This is a genomic window from Microcystis sp. LE19-131.1A (genome assembly GCF_027532015.1).
GTDB lineage: Bacteria > Cyanobacteriota > Cyanobacteriia > Cyanobacteriales > Microcystaceae > Microcystis > Microcystis ichthyoblabe_A.
The window spans coordinates 1-16,211 of record NZ_JAPZSS010000219.1; the positions used below are offsets into that span (position 1 = coordinate 1).

General features: G+C 42.5%; 12 protein-coding genes, 1 other RNA gene and 4 pseudogenes. 9 read left to right on the plus strand and 8 right to left on the minus strand.

What is annotated here, in order from left to right; genetic code table 11:
• Positions 1–174: 174 nt before the first annotated feature.
• Positions 175–981 carry a DUF8623 domain-containing protein gene (locus O9323_RS16000; protein WP_002734171.1) on the minus strand — a complete coding sequence of 269 codons (807 nt, stop codon included), beginning with the start codon at positions 979–981 and terminating at the stop codon, positions 175–177.
• A gap of 81 nt (positions 982–1,062) precedes the next feature.
• Between O9323_RS16000 and murG the strand changes: the two genes are divergently transcribed.
• Positions 1,063–2,136, plus strand: coding sequence for an undecaprenyldiphospho-muramoylpentapeptide beta-N-acetylglucosaminyltransferase (gene murG, locus O9323_RS16005; RefSeq protein WP_002753683.1), 1,074 nt, complete (start codon positions 1,063–1,065; stop codon positions 2,134–2,136).
• Here murG and O9323_RS22930 read toward each other — a convergent pair.
• Both O9323_RS22930 and tnpA read right to left on the minus strand, forming a co-directional pair.
• Positions 2,118–2,246 (minus strand): annotated as a pseudogene (locus O9323_RS22930) (Uma2 family endonuclease); the annotation flags it as partial. The gene murG and the pseudogene O9323_RS22930 sit on opposite strands and share 19 nt — an antisense overlap.
• A 79-nt stretch (positions 2,247–2,325) precedes the next feature.
• Positions 2,326–2,761 (minus strand): annotated as a pseudogene (tnpA, locus tag O9323_RS16010) (IS200/IS605 family transposase).
• A 57-nt stretch (positions 2,762–2,818) separates the two neighbouring features.
• Between tnpA and O9323_RS16015 the strand changes: the two are divergent.
• Positions 2,819–4,141 carry an RNA-guided endonuclease InsQ/TnpB family protein gene (locus O9323_RS16015; RefSeq protein ID WP_130758045.1) on the plus strand — a complete coding sequence of 441 codons (1,323 nt, stop codon included), beginning with the start codon at positions 2,819–2,821 and terminating at the stop codon, positions 4,139–4,141.
• 17 nt (positions 4,142–4,158) lie between these two features.
• Here the strand turns inward: O9323_RS16015 and O9323_RS16020 are convergent.
• From O9323_RS16020 to O9323_RS16030, 3 genes and pseudogenes are all read right to left on the minus strand, one after another.
• Positions 4,159–4,584 (minus strand): annotated as a pseudogene (locus tag O9323_RS16020) (Uma2 family endonuclease); the annotation flags it as partial.
• 35 nt (positions 4,585–4,619) lie between these two features.
• On the minus strand, positions 4,620–5,480 hold the full coding sequence (locus tag O9323_RS16025; RefSeq protein WP_149107625.1) for a fructosamine kinase family protein: 861 nt from the start codon (positions 5,478–5,480) through the stop codon (positions 4,620–4,622).
• Positions 5,481–5,662: 182 nt separating this feature from the next.
• A complete protein-coding gene (locus tag O9323_RS16030) occupies positions 5,663–6,952 on the minus strand; it encodes a M16 family metallopeptidase (RefSeq protein ID WP_002753688.1) in 1,290 nt (429 codons plus the stop codon).
• 262 nt (positions 6,953–7,214) lie between these two features.
• Between O9323_RS16030 and ssrS the strand changes: the two genes are divergently transcribed.
• From ssrS to O9323_RS16045, 3 genes are all read left to right on the plus strand, one after another.
• A non-coding RNA gene (ssrS, locus tag O9323_RS16035) (6S RNA) lies at positions 7,215–7,402 on the plus strand.
• A gap of 199 nt (positions 7,403–7,601) precedes the next feature.
• Positions 7,602–8,981, plus strand: a complete 1,380-nt coding sequence (locus O9323_RS16040) for an NAD(P)/FAD-dependent oxidoreductase (protein ID WP_002753689.1) — start codon at positions 7,602–7,604, stop codon at positions 8,979–8,981.
• A 52-nt stretch (positions 8,982–9,033) separates the two neighbouring features.
• A complete protein-coding gene (locus tag O9323_RS16045; protein ID WP_002731866.1) occupies positions 9,034–9,288 on the plus strand; it encodes a hypothetical protein in 255 nt (84 codons plus the stop codon).
• A gap of 385 nt (positions 9,289–9,673) precedes the next feature.
• On the opposite strand, the gene ccmP is transcribed toward O9323_RS16045, so the two are convergent.
• Positions 9,674–10,315 carry a beta-carboxysome protein CcmP gene (gene ccmP, locus O9323_RS16050; RefSeq protein ID WP_002734433.1) on the minus strand — a complete coding sequence of 214 codons (642 nt, stop codon included), beginning with the start codon at positions 10,313–10,315 and terminating at the stop codon, positions 9,674–9,676.
• A gap of 190 nt (positions 10,316–10,505) precedes the next feature.
• On the opposite strand from ccmP, the gene O9323_RS16055 reads away from it, so the two are divergent.
• Entirely contained in the window at positions 10,506–11,552 is a 1,047-nt protein-coding gene (locus tag O9323_RS16055; protein ID WP_288125420.1) for a glucokinase, read from the plus strand.
• A 326-nt stretch (positions 11,553–11,878) separates the two neighbouring features.
• Here O9323_RS16055 and O9323_RS16060 read toward each other — a convergent pair.
• A pseudogene (locus O9323_RS16060) lies at positions 11,879–12,472 on the minus strand (transposase family protein); the annotation flags it as partial.
• 308 nt (positions 12,473–12,780) lie between these two features.
• On the opposite strand from O9323_RS16060, the gene O9323_RS16065 reads away from it, so the two are divergent.
• The 3 genes from O9323_RS16065 to O9323_RS16075 all read left to right on the plus strand — a co-directional run bounded on the left by O9323_RS16065 (position 12,781) and on the right by O9323_RS16075 (position 15,806).
• The gene (locus O9323_RS16065) at positions 12,781–14,505 is read left to right on the plus strand and encodes a diflavin flavoprotein (protein WP_288125421.1); all 1,725 of its coding nucleotides are present in this window, start codon (positions 12,781–12,783) and stop codon (positions 14,503–14,505) included.
• 483 nt (positions 14,506–14,988) lie between these two features.
• Positions 14,989–15,423 (plus strand): ribbon-helix-helix domain-containing protein, encoded by a 435-nt coding sequence (locus O9323_RS16070; RefSeq protein ID WP_002753696.1) that lies wholly within the window; start codon positions 14,989–14,991, stop codon positions 15,421–15,423.
• 5 nt (positions 15,424–15,428) lie between these two features.
• The gene (locus O9323_RS16075) at positions 15,429–15,806 is read left to right on the plus strand and encodes a hypothetical protein (RefSeq protein WP_149107628.1); all 378 of its coding nucleotides are present in this window, start codon (positions 15,429–15,431) and stop codon (positions 15,804–15,806) included.
• The last annotated feature ends 405 nt before the right edge of the window (positions 15,807–16,211 follow it).

Genomic DNA, 16,211 nt, shown 5'->3' on the forward strand with positions numbered 1-16,211 from the left:
GAAAAACTTGATTAATAATGTACAGGATTAATTCTACTACAAAATTGGAAGGAGGGGGCAACCATCGATCCCTACCTCCCACACTCCGAGAATGATTATTATTCTTGAGAATGAATAGTTTATTTTTTGGAAGTCCCCTAGAGGGGGAATGCCAAAAAAGCCGCCAGATAAAATTTATTTTTCTACCTTAACCCGTTGAGTAACGACAACAATCCCATCTCCTTGAATTAAAATCGCCGATAACCAACGATTTTCTGGTGTTGCCGGCGCTTTTACCCGCTTAAATAAACCGCCGGACTGTAATAATTCCAATTCTAGGGGATTTGTATTAATATAGCGCTCAATATCTACTTTCTCATCGATCGCCGCTCCAGCCAATAAATCATCCCCTAAAGGTTCGCGAACAATCACATCAAAATCAAATTCTTCACCCACTTTCACCCTTTCGGGAATTCTCACTTGAATACTGGGGGGATTTTTGCCAGTATTTAACTCAACTCTCTCGCTTAAAATCTCCTGATAAACCAGTTTATTACCTTGAAATTGTTGACGAGAACGAATCGTGGCATTCATTCCCACCACTCGTCCCTGCACCTTTCCCGTCCCAGTAATTTTAGTAATTGTATTGGCCGTTAACTTGTCCCCGGAACGACTCCAAGATTCGAGAGTCGTGGTGTATTGTAGATTGTTATAACGTTCCCAAAAATGAGTTAAAGCTTTTTGAGTTTTTTCGTAGGTCAAACCATCGGAATTAGTAAATTTCGGACTATAAAACTCCATCAATTGCTTGAGATCCCGCTCATTAGCGGCCGTTTCGATTTTGGAGATAAGGGTTTTTAAATTAGCCGGAGCAGTTTCTGGCTTTTCGGCCCGCAGACCGGTGGCAAGGGTCAAAGTTAACCCCAAACCTAACAGCAACGATAGGGAAAAATTGAGGGATTGACGAAAAAATTTATTGGGAATCGTGTTCAAGTTACGCATTAGTGATAGTTTGTGTAAGGATCGATCAATAACTATGGTAGATTATTTCATTCTAGGGCTGAATTTACCCTCTCTCGAATTATGGCACGCACTCCAACCCGTCTCCTGATTGCCGCTAGTGGTACTGGTGGTCATTTATTTCCCGCTTTGGCCCTGGCCGAGCGTTTGCCGGATTACGAGATTGAATGGTTAGGAGTTCCAGACCGTCTGGAACAGTCCTTAGTTCCAAAAACCTATCCCCTGCACAGCATCCCGATTGAGGGATTTCAAACCCGTTTCGGGTTAAAAACTCTCAAGATTCTGTTCGGTCAACTGCGGGCCATTTGGCAAGTGCGTAATTTAATCAAAAAACGTCAGATAGCGGCAGTTTTTACCACCGGGGGTTATATTGCAGGCCCGACCATTTTAGCGGCTCGTTTAGCCAATATTCCCGTCATCCTACACGAATCTAACTACATACCGGGCAAAGTCACGAAAGTTCTCGGTCGCTGGTGCGATACGGTTGCCCTCGGTTTTCAGGGAACCGCCAGCTATTTACCCGGCACTCGCACTACTTGGGTTAGTACGCCTGTACGGGAGCAGTTTCTCATTCCCCAGTCCCTAGATTTACCGATTCCAGAGGATGCTTTTTTAATTGTCGTTGCCGGTGGTTCTCAAGGGGCCGTGGCTCTTAATCAAATTGTCCGGCAAAGCGCTCCCCAATGGTTAGAAAAAGGCATTTATATCGTGCATCTCACGGGAGAAAACGACCCCGAAGCGGATAGTTTGCGCCATTCTAACTATTTTTCCCGGCCTTTTTACGACAATATGGCGGGATTATGGCAAAGAGCTAATCTGGCTATCAGTCGCTCCGGTGCCGGCACTTTAACAGAATTAGCGATCACTTGTACGCCTTCGATTTTAATTCCCTATCCTTTTGCTGCCGAAGACCATCAGTTCTATAATGCCAAAGTTTTCGCGGAAGCTCAAGCCGCTTATCTTTACCGTCAAAATGAGTTAACTGCTCAGTTTTTAAGCGAATTAGTCCTCGATTTATGGTCTAATCCCGAAAAATTGGCCGCCATGGCTCAACAAGCTTCTCATCTAGCTATTAGTGATAGTGCCGATTTATTAGCCGATTTGTTGAGAAGAAAGAGTCAAAAAGATAGTTTTTGAAACAAATCGGCCACGGGAAAAGTGAACCCCGGAACCACATCTTCCCCCTCCAGAAAATCTCCTGATGTTAATAATCCCTGCGGTTCGTACCCAGAACGATAAACTAAAACCAGAGAAATCGTGAGTGAGGGTTAGCCATCCGTTTTAACGGATGGTAGTCGAGCGAACAAGGGGATTTATCCCCCTGTATCATTTATTAGTTTGATTCTCAATGTATTTTTTAATAGTTTCCGTAGAAGCGTTGCCAGCAGTTGAGCAGAAATAGCTAGGAGTCCACAGAGTGGGTAGTTTTAACAATTCTGGAAATTCTTTTCTTAAGTGATGAGATAGTCTCCCTTTGATTCTTTTAATTATTGTGGTCGGGGAATAACTAGGGTCTGATTCCAAAAATAAATGAATATGATCTGGCATTATTTCTAATGCGTTCTCGCGTAGCGAGCGCGTTCTCGCGTAGCGAGCGCGTTGCGACCAACCTCCAGTTATTTTCTTTGGACAGGTCAAAAATAATCGACTGCGCTCTTAACTTAATGTCCCCTTTTAATACCGCTTTTCTCCGTTTTGGACACCAGACAAAGTGATAGTTAAGTAGTGTTACCGAATGAGGATTTCTTCTATAATCTTCCATCTACCCTTGACAAATAGTGTATTTACAACATATCCCATATACAGGAGGTAAGTCAAGGTGTACGGAGTTCAACAAGTTCTCATCCATACAGACAGCGAGATAAGGGCTGTCTTAGAGTTTGTCTGTGAAGAAGCTAACAAGCTGGCTAATTGTGGTATTTATTATTGTCGGCAAATGCTTTTTAAGGTAGGGCGATATATCGGTAAATATGACCTTGATTCTCAGTTGAAAAATAACCCTCATTTTCGAGCCATGCGATCATGTTGCGCTCAACAATTGCTACATGATGTTGCTGAATCTTTTTCTTCCTATAAAGGGCTTTTAGGTCTTTGGAATAAGGGGCAATTACCTAATAAGCCTAGACCACCTAAATATCGAAAGAAAGGGGGGATGGCAGTAGTAACCTATACGGCAAGATATGTGAAGTTAACCAAAAAAGGGTTAAGGTTTTCGTTGGGGGATCAGGTAAAAGCTTGGTTCGGGATTGATAGTTTTTATCTGCCAATGCCGTCTAATTTGAGGTTTGAAGACATTAAAGAGTTTCGGATCGTTCCTAGAAATCTTAGTTTTTATCTTGAGTGTGTTTATAAGCAACCCGATCAAGAGAAAGTTAAGCCTAACAACAATGTACTAGGAATAGATCACGGATTGGGTAACTGGTTAACCTGCGTTTCTAACACGGGAAAGTCTTTTATCTTTGACGGAAAAAAGGTTAAATCTCAAAATCAATGGTATAACAAGCGAGTTGCTCAAATTAAGACTGGTAAGCCGCAGGGTTACTGGGATGATGAATTAGCTAAAATAACCGAAAGGCGTAACCGACAGATGAGAGACGCTACCAATAAAGCTGCTCGTTTTATTATCAATTGGTGTCTCGGCAATGACATTTCTACTGTCGTTTTTGGATGGAATCAGCGACAAAAAGACTCGATTGAGTTAGGAAAGAAAGTTAATCAGGAATTTGTTAGTATTCCCACAGCGAAGCTTAAAAATCGCATTTGTCAATTGTGTGAAAAGTACGGGATTAAATTCGTTGAGACTGAGGAAAGCTACACCTCAAAGGCTTCTTTTTTAGATGGTGATTCGCTACCTAAATTCGGTGAGAAACCCGAAGGGTGGCAGTCATCAGGTAAAAGAATTAAAAGAGGTTTGTTTAAAGCTTTTAGTGGTCAATTAATTAATGCTGATTGCAACGGTGCGGCCAATATCATTAAAAAAGTAGCCACACAGCTAGGGGTTTCTCTAGATAAGGTGGGTAGGGCATCTTTGACAGTGCCACAACGATATAAATTGGATAGCCTTTCTAAAATATATCGTAATCGAATAGAAGCGCGGTTTCAACCCGCTTCTATTCACCGATTAGAATCCCCGTCTTTTTAAAGCGGGGAGATGTCAAGAGTCCCATTGGCAAAATATTCAGCAATTTTGTCCTCGATTTCTGCCACTGTATTCCCTGGAGAGAGAATTTCTACCACTAAATCGGGACCACCTTCTAAAAAAACCGTCGGCAATTCTTCCAATCCTTGCAGACGTTCCTTAGCAAAAAAAGCTATATCAGGAGAGCGTTTATTACCATTTTTCATAGTAAAAGCAGTGCTGGAGTCCAATAATACCCCTAGTTTTCGAGATGTTACTAAAGCGAATAAAGCAGCACTTAAAATAATGGCAATATAACCGTGTAAAGCCCCAGAATTGCCCAGATTAATTAACTCTCCCTTGGCCAATTCGTAACAATTGCCATCGTCAGGTAACGCCATAAACTCTGCATCAGTCCATACTTTTGTCTCTGGAGTTTTAATCACAGTATTTTCTCGAATAGACATAATTTATCCTCGGTAAATATTCACAAGTAAAACCCTTAAAGAATTTCCTGTAACATCCGATTGACCTGGGAAGCATAACCACCACCAAATAAATTAAAGTGGTTGAGAATATGGTAGAGATTGTAAAGAGTTTTGCGCTTTTGATAGCCAGCATCGAGGGGGAAAACATCGTTATAACCCCGATAAAAAGCCGCCGGAAAACCGCCAAAAAGTTCCGTCATGGCTAAATCTACCTCCCGGTCTCCCCAATAGGTGGCCGGGTCTAAAATTACTGGTTCCCCATCGACGGTAATTGCCGCATTTCCCGACCACAAATCACCGTGGACGAGGGAGGGATGGGGTTGATGCTGACTCAAAATCTCGCTAATAGCGGGAATAACTTGATCCTCGTCGGGAAAATTGCCGCCGCGCTCCTTTGCAAGTCTTAATTGATAGCCAATACGCTGATGAGCGAAAAAATCCGCCCAATTGTTACTAATGGTATTAATCTGGGGAGTAGAACCAATGGTATTATTACAATGCCAACCAAAGCGATCGGATAAAGAAACTTGATGTAAATGAGCTAAATTTCGCCCCATTTTTTCCCAGCTTTGACTATTGCCACCGCCGAATTCTAGCCACTCTAGCACTAAATAACTAGATTTCTCGGCAATTCCCCAACAAATTGGCTCTGGAACCCTGATAGTCTTGGTGGCGTGAATTTGCTTTAATCCTAAAGCTTCGGCTGCAAACATGGCCTCTTGGTTCGCTTGGTTAATCTTAACGAAATAAATTAAACCATTGCCACTAACGGCATAACCCTGATTGATACAGCCACCACTAACGGGACGACTTTTCTCGATTTCAAAAGGTTTTTCCGTGGTTTGGGTAATATGTCGAGCAATTTGAGTCCACATGGTTTATCAGTTATCAGTTATCAGTTATCAGTTATCAGTTGTAAGTTTTAAGTTATCAGTTATCAGATGTAAGTTATCAGATGTAAGTTTTAAGTTAATTAGTTATTGATTTATTTATTTATCTTCATCTTTATCCCTGTTCACTGTTTACTGATTACTGTTCACTGATTACTGATTACTGATTACTGAATTGGTCTCACCACCACCACACCGTAAGCGTGGGGATTTAAATACTCTTGACAGGCATTTTGAATATCCTCTAAAGTGAGGGCTTCAATGTGTTGGGGATAACAAAAAGCTGGTTGTAAATCACCGATCTGAGTATGATAATAACCGTAAAGGTTAGCCCGATCGCTCGGTCTTTCATTGCTAAAAATAAACCGATTGGCCACTTGGGTTTTAACTCGTTCCAGTTCAGAAACTGTCACAGCTTCCTGTTGAATTTGTCCAATCTGTGCTACCACCTCTCTCTCCACTTGCTCGATATTTTCCGAGGCTAATTGGGCCGACACGGAAAACACCCCTTGCACTGCTTGGGACATATTACTGGCAGTTATTTGGGAAACTAAGGCCTTTTCTTGACGCAGAGACTGAAATAATCGCGATACCTTGCCCTGACCGAGAATAGCCGCTAAAACATCGAGAGGATAGGTTTTTTCTAAGTCTCTCAACCCCGGCACTTTCCAAAATAGGATTAAGCGGGCCTGCTGCAAATTTTCATCCTCGTATTCTTGACGGATAATCTCGTTAAAGGGAGCTTCAGGCTGTAGATTAGCGATAGGATGAGAAATCAACCCAGAATTGCCCTTACTGCCTAAAGTATCTAAAGAATCCCTCACAATAGCCATTAAATCATCTACAGGCAAATTACCCACCACCGCCACCGTCATCCATTCGGGACGATACCAAGTCCGATGAAAATCGCGCATTTGTTGAGGAGTAAGATTTTCAATCACTGCCATCGGACCCAACACCGGACGACGATAGGGTAAAACTTGAAAACAAGTCTCCATGGTGCGATAAAAAGTGCGACGACGGGGATTATCCTGAGAACGACGAATTTCTTCTAAAATAACCTGTCTTTCCCGTTCAAAAGCTTCATCGGGAATTAAAGCTTCTAAAACCACTTCTAGCTGCAGCGGAGCCAGATGGGCGAAGTCCTGCGGGGCAGTGGTAATGTAATAATGGGTGTATTCTTGGCTAGTAGCGGCATTAGTCACCGCTCCCCTCGATTCGATCGCCCGTTCAAATTCACCACTGTCTAAGTTACGGGTTCCCTTAAAAACCATGTGTTCAAGAAAATGAGCCATCCCATTGATCTGATCCGATTCTAAGGCCGAGCCGACCTGCAGCCAAACATTGAGATTAACCGCTTCTACCGGTTGACTTTCGGCAATAATCGTTAAACCATTAGCAAGACGGTGCAGAATCGGAGTGTTAAGCGTGGCAGGTTTCCCTAGGATAGCCGTCATTCTTTATTAGTCCTCGGTAATCACTCTGGCAAAAATTGTCACTTTTCCCTATTGTAGTCCCAGACTTTCACAGAGCCAACAAGATCAGGTGTTGGGTGTTAGGAGTTAGGAGTCAGTATTCAGGAGACAGGAGACAGGGTTTTGGGATGATAGGGTGATAAGACAGTTTCCCCACACCCCACACCCCACACCCCACACCCCAATTCATAATTCATAATTCTCCTCTTGCCTCTGAGAAAAAAAAATGCTACGATAAAACCAAATCAGGCTTCTACGTTGGTGACTGCCTTTCAAGTTTTTTGATCTATGCTTGATTGTGATAAGGGAGCAAGTAACCAATCCGTGTGGTAGTAAACCGAGCTTGTACTCGGAAACAGAAACGCGGAATATAAGTTCCCACCTGGTTAACCCAGGTCATAAACTTAGGTAAAACGGCGTAGCGGTCTTTTCAAGTTTTTCGAGCATATATAGGTCAAATTCTGGGGAGATTCCCTGTACTTCCTTAGTTTTGCCCTCTTGGTTGGTCAAAAAAGCCAGTATCTATATTTTTTTCTAGGTTAAAGACGGCTGTTTTCGGTAACGCTTGTCACCGCTAAATTGTGACAATCCGGACTACACTAGGGAGAAATTTATGAATTATTGTTAAGCAATGACTGAAAAACAGCCAAGAGTTGTTATCATAGGCGGCGGATTTGCGGGTTTATACACGGCCAAAGCCCTAAAAAACGCCCCCGTTCATGTTACCCTCATCGATAAGCGAAATTTCCATCTTTTTCAGCCCCTCCTCTATCAAGTCGCTACTGGGGCGCTATCTCCGGCCGATATCTCCTCACCTTTGCGCTTAATCCTACGGGGTCATGACAATACAGATATTCTCCTCGATCATGCCATAGATATAGATCCAGTTAAGGGAGAAGTGATCTTGGAAGATCACCCACCGATCGCCTACGATCAATTAGTTATTGCCACGGGAGTCAGTCATCACTATTTTGGCAATGATCAATGGCAGCCCTACGCTCCAGGGTTAAAAACCATTGAAGATGCAGTAGAAATGCGTCGTCGCATCTATCTTGCTTTCGAGAAGGCCGAGAAAGAAATCGATGCCGAAAAGCGGCAAGCTTTATTAACTTTTGTGATTGTCGGTGGTGGACCGACGGGGGTAGAATTAGCAGGAGCGATCGCTGAAATTGCCCACGGTGCGCTTAGGTCTGATTTTCACCAGATTAACCCCACAGAAGCGAAAATTTTGCTTTTAGAAGGGATGGAGCGGGTATTACCCCCATATTCACCCGATTTATCCGCTAAAGCTGCCGCTTCTCTCACAAAATTAGGGGTGACAGTGCAAACTAACAGCATCGTTACCAATATTGTTGAAGGTTGTGTCACCGTCCGTCAGGGAGAAAAAACCACAGAAATCGCGGCCGAGACAATTTTATGGGCAGCGGGGGTAAAAGCATCGAGAATGGGGCGAATTTTGGCCGAAAGAACCGGGGTAAATCTCGATCGCGTCGGCCGGGTAATTGTCGAACCCGATTTAAGTATCGCCGGTTATGGCAATATTTTTGTGATCGGGGATCTGGCTAATTTTGCCCATCAGGGAGATAAACCTTTACCCGGAATTGCCCCCGTGGCCATGCAGGAGGGCGAATATCTGGCGAATTTATTAATTTCTCGCCTAAAAGGGCAAAGTATTAAACCTTTTCATTATATCGATCGAGGTAGTCTGGCAGTGATCGGCCAAAATGCGGCCGTGGTTGATTTGGGATTTGTCAAGTTTTCTGGGTTCATCGCTTGGTTAGTCTGGGTTTGGGCCCATATTTACTATCTGATCGAATTTGATAATAAATTAGTGGTGATGGTGCAATGGGGTTGGAATTATTTTACCCGCGGTCGTGGTGCTCGTTTGATTACGGGAGAGGGGCAGAATTTAGCCTCGGGACAATTGCCGCAAAATAACGGCCAAAATAATAACAATCTTGCCGTTTCTAACCCGAAGGAAACTCTCTCTCCACCGATTGTGAAAGTGTGAAAAAATAGCCGTGATTATCTAGTTATCAGTTAGCCGGTAAAAACAATCGATCATGAAAATAGAACATCCTAACAGTCTAGAAATTACTCCAGAGGAAAGCCAAGAATTAGAATATTTACGAGTTACAATTGAACGAGCGATCAAAGATGGTGTGATCACAAGAATAGAATTTGAATCGATTAAAACAATCATGTTTTCTAATAAGAAAAATAATCCCGACCAAATCCTCCGGCAAGTGACACTCTATCGCCATTTAGTCGTTGAAAAAATGAATAATGGCGAACTAATTTTTGAATCTCCTCAATAGGGCGAAATTCCTTTTTTAGCTATTTAGTACAAATGCTCAAACTTTCTTTCCCTTCTTCCCACTCCCCACTATCCTATACCTTTTAAACGGGATTTAGTAAGTAGCTAGACACAATTAATTAGGGCTTGCGGCAAAAAGTACGGGCGAAGCATTCGGATAGAAAATATACGATTTCACCGATAGGTTATGCCCAAATGCTTCGCCCCTACAGGACTCGGGCTGATGAAGACGCAAGGTTTTTAACGACGATTCTCTCAAAATCTTGCACCTGTTTCGCGAGAAAAGCCATAAAACTCTTACGTTGCCTACATTTCACATTTATTCAGCAAGCCCTAATTATACATATCTAAACACCTCTTGCCTTTTGCCTCCGGCCTTTATTAGCTTATTCTTTTTTGTCGCTACCCGGAAAAGCTCGACCTTGAATATTTTCTAAAGCTGAAACTGCCGCCCTGGAACCAGCCATAATATCTCGTTCTTCTCCACCTAAATATAAGCGGCCAAAACTGCCCACGGAAGTAACGTGTAGGATATTAATTAAAGCAGCTTTTTCGGCCTGATTAGCGGCCAGGGAAGCGTAGGCGGCCGGTTGCACTTCTAGAACGTATAAAGTCTGTCCCGCCATTAACATCATACCCCGAGAACTACGGTTAATTAATTGGGCTTGGTAAGCGTCAATGTTGCGAATAATTTGGCTAGAGACAATTTGCGGTTTCAGACAATCGCGCTGACTAACGCCTAAATACTGCAAAATTGCCTGACCGGCCGCCCTGACCTCTCCCTGACTGCTAGAATGGAGTTCTAAGAGTCCGTAGAGTCGTTCTACGAATAGAACCCCCGGACGAACCACGGCGGATTTGAGGGCAATATCGGTGATGCGATTAATCTCGATGCCGGGGGAAATTTCAATCCAGAGGGAAGCATCCCCGGGTAAGGGTAAAAATCCTTGGGCGACTGTACCGATGTAAGCGGCGTGTTGAAGCTGTAAATTGTCAAGATAAACGTAACTGCGAAGTTCTACACCCAAGCTGATTTCTCCCTCTTTCTGTCCTCTAGCCAATCCCCATTCCAACCCGGGAGCGATGATTAATCAATCCTTAATTAGGGCTTAGGCATTACCATCTTTCACTATAGTATAGAATTGGTGGCCTTTAAATTTGCCTGATAGAAAGGGTAAAAAACTATAATTATGGGGACAAACTCAGGGAAAAACCAGCATGACGATTCTTTTAGGGGGAGATATCGGGGGAACTAAAACAATCCTGCGTTTAGTGGATTGCCAAAACTCATCGGATAGTCCCCAACCCCTGCTAACTACTCTCGATCAAGAAATTTATCCCAGTGAACAATACCCCGATCTGGTGCCGATCGTCCGGCAGTTTTTGGCCCGACAGGCTACTATTCCCCCAGTGACAAAAGCTTGTTTCGGTATTGCAGGTCCGGTGGTTAACAATAGTTCCGAATTGACTAATTTAAGTTGGTCTCTAACTGGCGATCGCCTAAGCCGTGAGCTGCAGATTGAGCGAGTAAAATTGATTAATGATTTTGCGGCGATCGGTTATGGGGTGTTAGGATTAGCCCCAGAGGAGCTGCACAATCTACAGTCGGCCCCAGCAGTACCAGAGGCCCCGATTGCGGTTATCGGTGCGGGAACGGGGTTAGGAGAGGGTTTTTTGATTCCTATCTCGAAGGGTAAATATCGGGTCTTTGCTACTGAGGGATCCCACGCTGATTTTGCCCCTCGATCGAGTTTAGAATATCAACTATTAAATTATCTCTTGGAACTCTATAATATCGAGCGAATTTCGGTCGAGCGAGTGGTTTCTGGTCCTGGAATCACTTCTATCTATCGATTTCTCCACGATAGTAACTATAGTCAGTCATCACCGGCCATGGCGGAAATTTACCGCACTTGGTTAGCAGAAATGGATAAACCGCAAAAAAACGTGGATTTAGCGGCTGAAATCGCCAGTTTTGCCCAAGATAACTCGGATCATCTCTGTTATCAAACCATGAAAATCTTTGTCGAGGCCTACGGTGCGGAAGCGGGCAATTTAGCCCTGAAGTTGCTTCCCTACGGAGGATTATACATCGCGGGAGGGATTGCGGCCAAAAATCTTCCCCTAATGACCGAGGGTAGCTTTATGAAGGCTTTTCGGGCTAAAGGTCGCATGACGGAGCTATTAAGCAATATTCCCGTTTATATCGTTCTTAATGCTCAAGTGGGACTGATGGGGGCGGTTTACTGTGCTAGTCAGCTATGAGGGAGGGTTTAGTGGAGATGGCTAGGGATTATTTTCAGGTGGTGATTCGGTAGTAGTGATGGAGGCTTAATCCTCTCCTTTGCTGTGCATTAGAACTCTTGCAAATTAATTATATGTTATGATGGTAGGCTAACTAATTTTTTGGGAAAATTAGCCAATTAGTGCATTTTTTCTGAATGAAAACCTGAAGTTTTACTTTTAACTCAAAACTCTTTATATATGCTTTAATTTGGTTATCAAAACCTCTTTATTTAAGCTGCAGAAACCATCTCAATTTTTATTATTGAGAATAAATTATCCTTGACTGGATTAATGTTTGGCAACTTTTAAGAAGTTGCTATAACTATTCCTAACTCATAGTTATAAATAGTCGTCAAAAAGTTAACTTTTAAACTATATCTTCGACGACAATTCCGATATTTACGCGATAATATTTTCAAGATTTTGAGTTTCCTATTTATAGGTTAAATGATAATCCTTTCTTTGGCTAAAGCATTGTTATACTCCTTTTATAACTCTGTTAATTTTCTATTTTTCGGTTTCTTTTTCGGTGTATAACTATTACTATGGCATGCATCTATTCCCTGATAATCATTGTCTTCTCTGCTGGGAGTTAAAGGATGAAACCGAACTCGAATTTTTTAAAATAAACTAAAATCGTGACCTCTAGCTTTCCCACAACAGACACAGATAATTTCCTCGGTATTTTTATCAGCTACTAATTGAGATTTTAAAGTATGATAACTTCTTTTACCACCAAAAAAATTTTTCTGTTTCTTTTTGGGGCGTTCCCTGGGAGTTTCCGTTACATCCATTACCGTTATGACCGGTATCTCTGCTTGATTTAGTAGAGCTTTTTTTCCTTTTAAACGGAAGTTTCCCGATTGTAAAAGCATTTTTTCCGTCTTATTTACAATCCTAACTTTATACCAAATAGGAACTGGAGATACTGCCTAGGTCGGGGATGTAAGACCAAAAACTGGGTGTAAGTCGGTTTTGAGGCAATCCCCCGTGACATAGGAAGTAGTTCACCTTGACTGGAATGTATAACACCCATTTCCTCCTACAGATACCTAGAGAGCGTTTCTGCTCAAATCGACGATCGACTCCTCCCTGACCATTAAGATAACTGTTATCAGTAATTATGGGAAAATAAATTCCCATACCTTATTTCCTCGTGGCACAATAGAGACAAAGTATAAAAAACTTAACAATAAGGAGGAGTTCGATGGTTGCTACACCAGTCAAAACAAAACGTCTCACTGTGCAGGTGGCCGATCTCACCGCAGACATCACCGCTATTCGTTCCCTCGATTGGGATCGCGATCGCTTCGATATTGAATTCGGATTACAAAACGGTACGACTTATAACTCCTATCTGATTCGTGGGGAAAAAATCGCCCTTGTGGATACCTCTCACGAAAAATTCCGTCAACTATATTTTGATAGTCTCAACGGATTAATTAACCCCCAAGAAATCGATTATTTAATTATCAGTCATACCGAACCTGATCACAGTGGTTTAGTCAGAGATCTGCTGCAACTCGCTCCCAATATTACCGTCGTTGGGTCGAAAGTGGCAATTCAGTTTTTAGAGAATTTAGTTCATCATCCCTTTCAACGTCAACTGGTCAAAAATGGCGATCAGTTAGACCTAGGCAATGGTCACATTCTCGAATTTGTTAACGCTCCTAATTTACACTGGCCCGATACTATTTTTACCTACGATCACGGTTCGGGAATTTTATTTACCTGTGATGCCTTCGGAATGCACTATTGTTCCGATGATCTTTACGATGAGCAATTAAGTGCTATTGAACCAGATTATCGCTTCTATTATGAATGTTTAATGGCTCCTAATGCTCGTTCGGTACTAGCGGCGATGAAACGGATGGAACCACTAGGTAATATTAATCTCGTGGCTAATGGTCATGGACCAGTATTAAAACATAATGTTACTGAATTATTGACCCATTATCGTGATTGGAGTCAAGCACAAACTAAGGCAGAAAAAACCGTCGCTGTTTTCTATATTTCCGATTATGGTTATAGTGATCGCCTCTGTCAATCGATTGCCAAAGGTATTACTAAAACTGGTTTGGCTGTAGAAACTTTAGACCTGAAATCCGCCGATCCCCAGGAGGTAAAAGAATTAGCTTCTTCTGCGGTGGGAATCGTCATCGGTACTCCCCCGGTTTCTGGTATTAATGCCCAAGAAATTACGGGAAATCTAGGCACAATTCTCGCCTCGGTTAACCCCAAACAATACCTCGGAATGTTTGAATCTAAAGGGGATGATGATGAATCAATTTTACCTCTATTTAATAAGTTTCGTGAAGTTGGTTTAACCAAAGCTTTTGATCCCATTCGTAGCGCAGAAACTCCTAACGAGAGTCTCTATCAACGCTGTGAAGAAGCGGGTACAGACATGGGACAACTATTAACCCAAGAGGTAAAAGTTAAACAAAGAAAATCCCTCGATACTGACCTTGATAAAGCCATCGGACGGATTAGCGGTGGTTTATATATTATTACCACCAAGAAAGGAGATAGAAGCGGTGCAATGGTTGCTTCTTGGGTGACGCAAGCAAGTTTTGATCCTCCCGGTTTTACTGTTGCTGTGGCCAAAGATCGGGCGATCGAGTCTTTAATGCAAGTGGGGGATCAATTCATTTTAAATATTCTGGAAGAAGGCAATTATCAAACCCTGATGAAACACTTTTTAAAACGTTTCGGACCAGGGGAAGATCGTTTTGCAGGAGTCAATACTCGCACCGCTAATAATGGTTCCCCAATTTTAGCCGATGCTCTCGCTTATTTAGAATGTGAGGTCGCTAGTCGCATGGAATGTGCTGACCACTGGATTGTTTACAATAAAGTCACCGATGGTCGCGTTTCTAAACCTGATAGTTTAACGGCTGTTCACCATCGCAAAGTCGGTAATTATTATTAGGATTTTTGCTTGATTTGACTGGTTGAGAAAATACAGATCAAGATGTTTGCTCTCAGCTTTTGAGATGGTTTAACCTCTCAACCAGTTGGTCATACTAAATCCGTTAAGTATAGGCTACATATCAGAATAGGCAATAGACAAAAGAAGTACAAGGGCATCCGAGGGGGTCAACGAGAGAATAAGGATTTTAGCGATTGTCTTACCCCCTCAGATGCTTATAGATTGTCACAACAACATAAATTTAGCTTATGGTAATACTCAAAGAAAAGGTTTTTCTCCGCGCCACTACCTTGTACTAAATCTGGTTATTAAAAACTGATTATTTATTCCCCCTTTTGCCTTTTGCCTCTCCTCATAACTAGCCTGTACTCAACGGATTTAGTATTAGTCCTAATTTTTCGGTGAACGGTCAATTCTTTAATGGCATTGGCAGAATGAGTTGAGTTACACTGTTTACAGTGTAATTAAAAGTTAAAAAAATTGATGTCCCAAGTTGTTAGCACCAGACTGCCCGACCACACAGCAGAAAGACTGAAAAGGTTAGCCCGCCGATTAGGAAAAACCCCCAGCGAAACCAGCGCGATTTTAATCGAGGAATCCCTCCGAGAAAGCGAGTTCCCCTATATTGAATTTCGCCATTCTCCTTTGGGGCGGCAGCCCTACCTAAAAAACTCCAGTTTGGCTCTGTGGGAAGTAATTCAAATCGCTCAAAGCTACGGACTAGATGAAGAAAAAACGGCGGCACATTTTCATCGACCCCTGGAATGGGTACGCTCTGCCCTGCTCTATGCCGAAGCCTATCGGTCCGAAGTCCAAACTGCGATTTCCGATGCTCAAGCGATGAATGAAACGACGATAAAGCGGCTCTTACCGCAATTGGAAACAATGACGGTTTCTGCTGATTTGAGCGGGGAATAGCTAAAATGCTATCTTTTTTATTGGATGAACATATTTTTCCGACGGTTGCCGAACAAATTAGTTATAAACGTCCAGAAATCTCGATTTTTCCCCTAATAACTTGGCAAAAAGGTAGATATTTGGGCTATTCGGATGAAATCGTCTTAAAAGCGGCGGCGGAAGCCCGATTAACTCTAGTAACCTACGACCAGAACAGTATTCCCCCGCTTTTGTGGGAATGGGGAGAAGCTTGGAAAAGTCATAGCGGCGTTATTTTTATCGATTATGAGTCTATTCCCCCTAGCAATTTCGGTCTTTTGATCCGTTCGCTTTTAGCCTTGTGGGAACTGCAAGGAAAGCAGGATTGGACTAACCGACTTGTTTATTTGAAGCCAAAAGTCTAATTCTTTTGGACAGATTGCGATCTGATGTGTTATATTAGTCAAAGGTGTGACAGAAATGACTACAATTATCCATCGCGAAAAGACCTGATTTTTGTCTACGCATGGAGACGTAGTAATGAAAATCACCAAAATCGCCGCCATTAAGGTTTCCGCCTTAGTTAGGGTTTGCTGAATAAGTACGGGCGAAGCATTCGGGCAATAACCTATCGGTGAAACCGTAGATTTTCTATCCGAATGCTTCGCCCGTACTTTTTGCTGCAAACCCTAATTAGGGTTTGCTGAATAATGGTAAAAACCTTACAGGAAAGGGCTTTTAGCTTGATTGAGAGCTTCCCAAATGCACTTAAATCTGCTAGAATCTCTTAAAACCCTTGCATCACCCTTGCATCACCCTTGCATCTTCTC

Bases quoted from the DNA above. Each gene is read 5' to 3' on its own strand.
- O9323_RS16000 (WP_002734171.1), bottom strand. From the start codon at position 981: ATGCGTAACTTGAACACGATTCCCAATAAATTTTTTCGTCAATCCCTC.
- murG (WP_002753683.1), top strand. From the start codon at position 1,063: ATGGCACGCACTCCAACCCGTCTCCTGATTGCCGCTAGTGGTACTGGT.
- O9323_RS16025 (WP_149107625.1), bottom strand. From the start codon at position 5,480: ATGTGGACTCAAATTGCTCGACATATTACCCAAACCACGGAAAAACCT.
- O9323_RS16030 (WP_002753688.1), bottom strand. From the start codon at position 6,952: ATGACGGCTATCCTAGGGAAACCTGCCACGCTTAACACTCCGATTCTG.
- O9323_RS16040 (WP_002753689.1), top strand. From the start codon at position 7,602: ATGACTGAAAAACAGCCAAGAGTTGTTATCATAGGCGGCGGATTTGCG.
- O9323_RS16045 (WP_002731866.1), top strand. From the start codon at position 9,034: ATGAAAATAGAACATCCTAACAGTCTAGAAATTACTCCAGAGGAAAGC.
- O9323_RS16055 (WP_288125420.1), top strand. From the start codon at position 10,506: ATGACGATTCTTTTAGGGGGAGATATCGGGGGAACTAAAACAATCCTG.
- O9323_RS16065 (WP_288125421.1), top strand. From the start codon at position 12,781: ATGGTTGCTACACCAGTCAAAACAAAACGTCTCACTGTGCAGGTGGCC.
- O9323_RS16070 (WP_002753696.1), top strand. From the start codon at position 14,989: ATGTCCCAAGTTGTTAGCACCAGACTGCCCGACCACACAGCAGAAAGA.
- O9323_RS16075 (WP_149107628.1), top strand. From the start codon at position 15,429: ATGCTATCTTTTTTATTGGATGAACATATTTTTCCGACGGTTGCCGAA.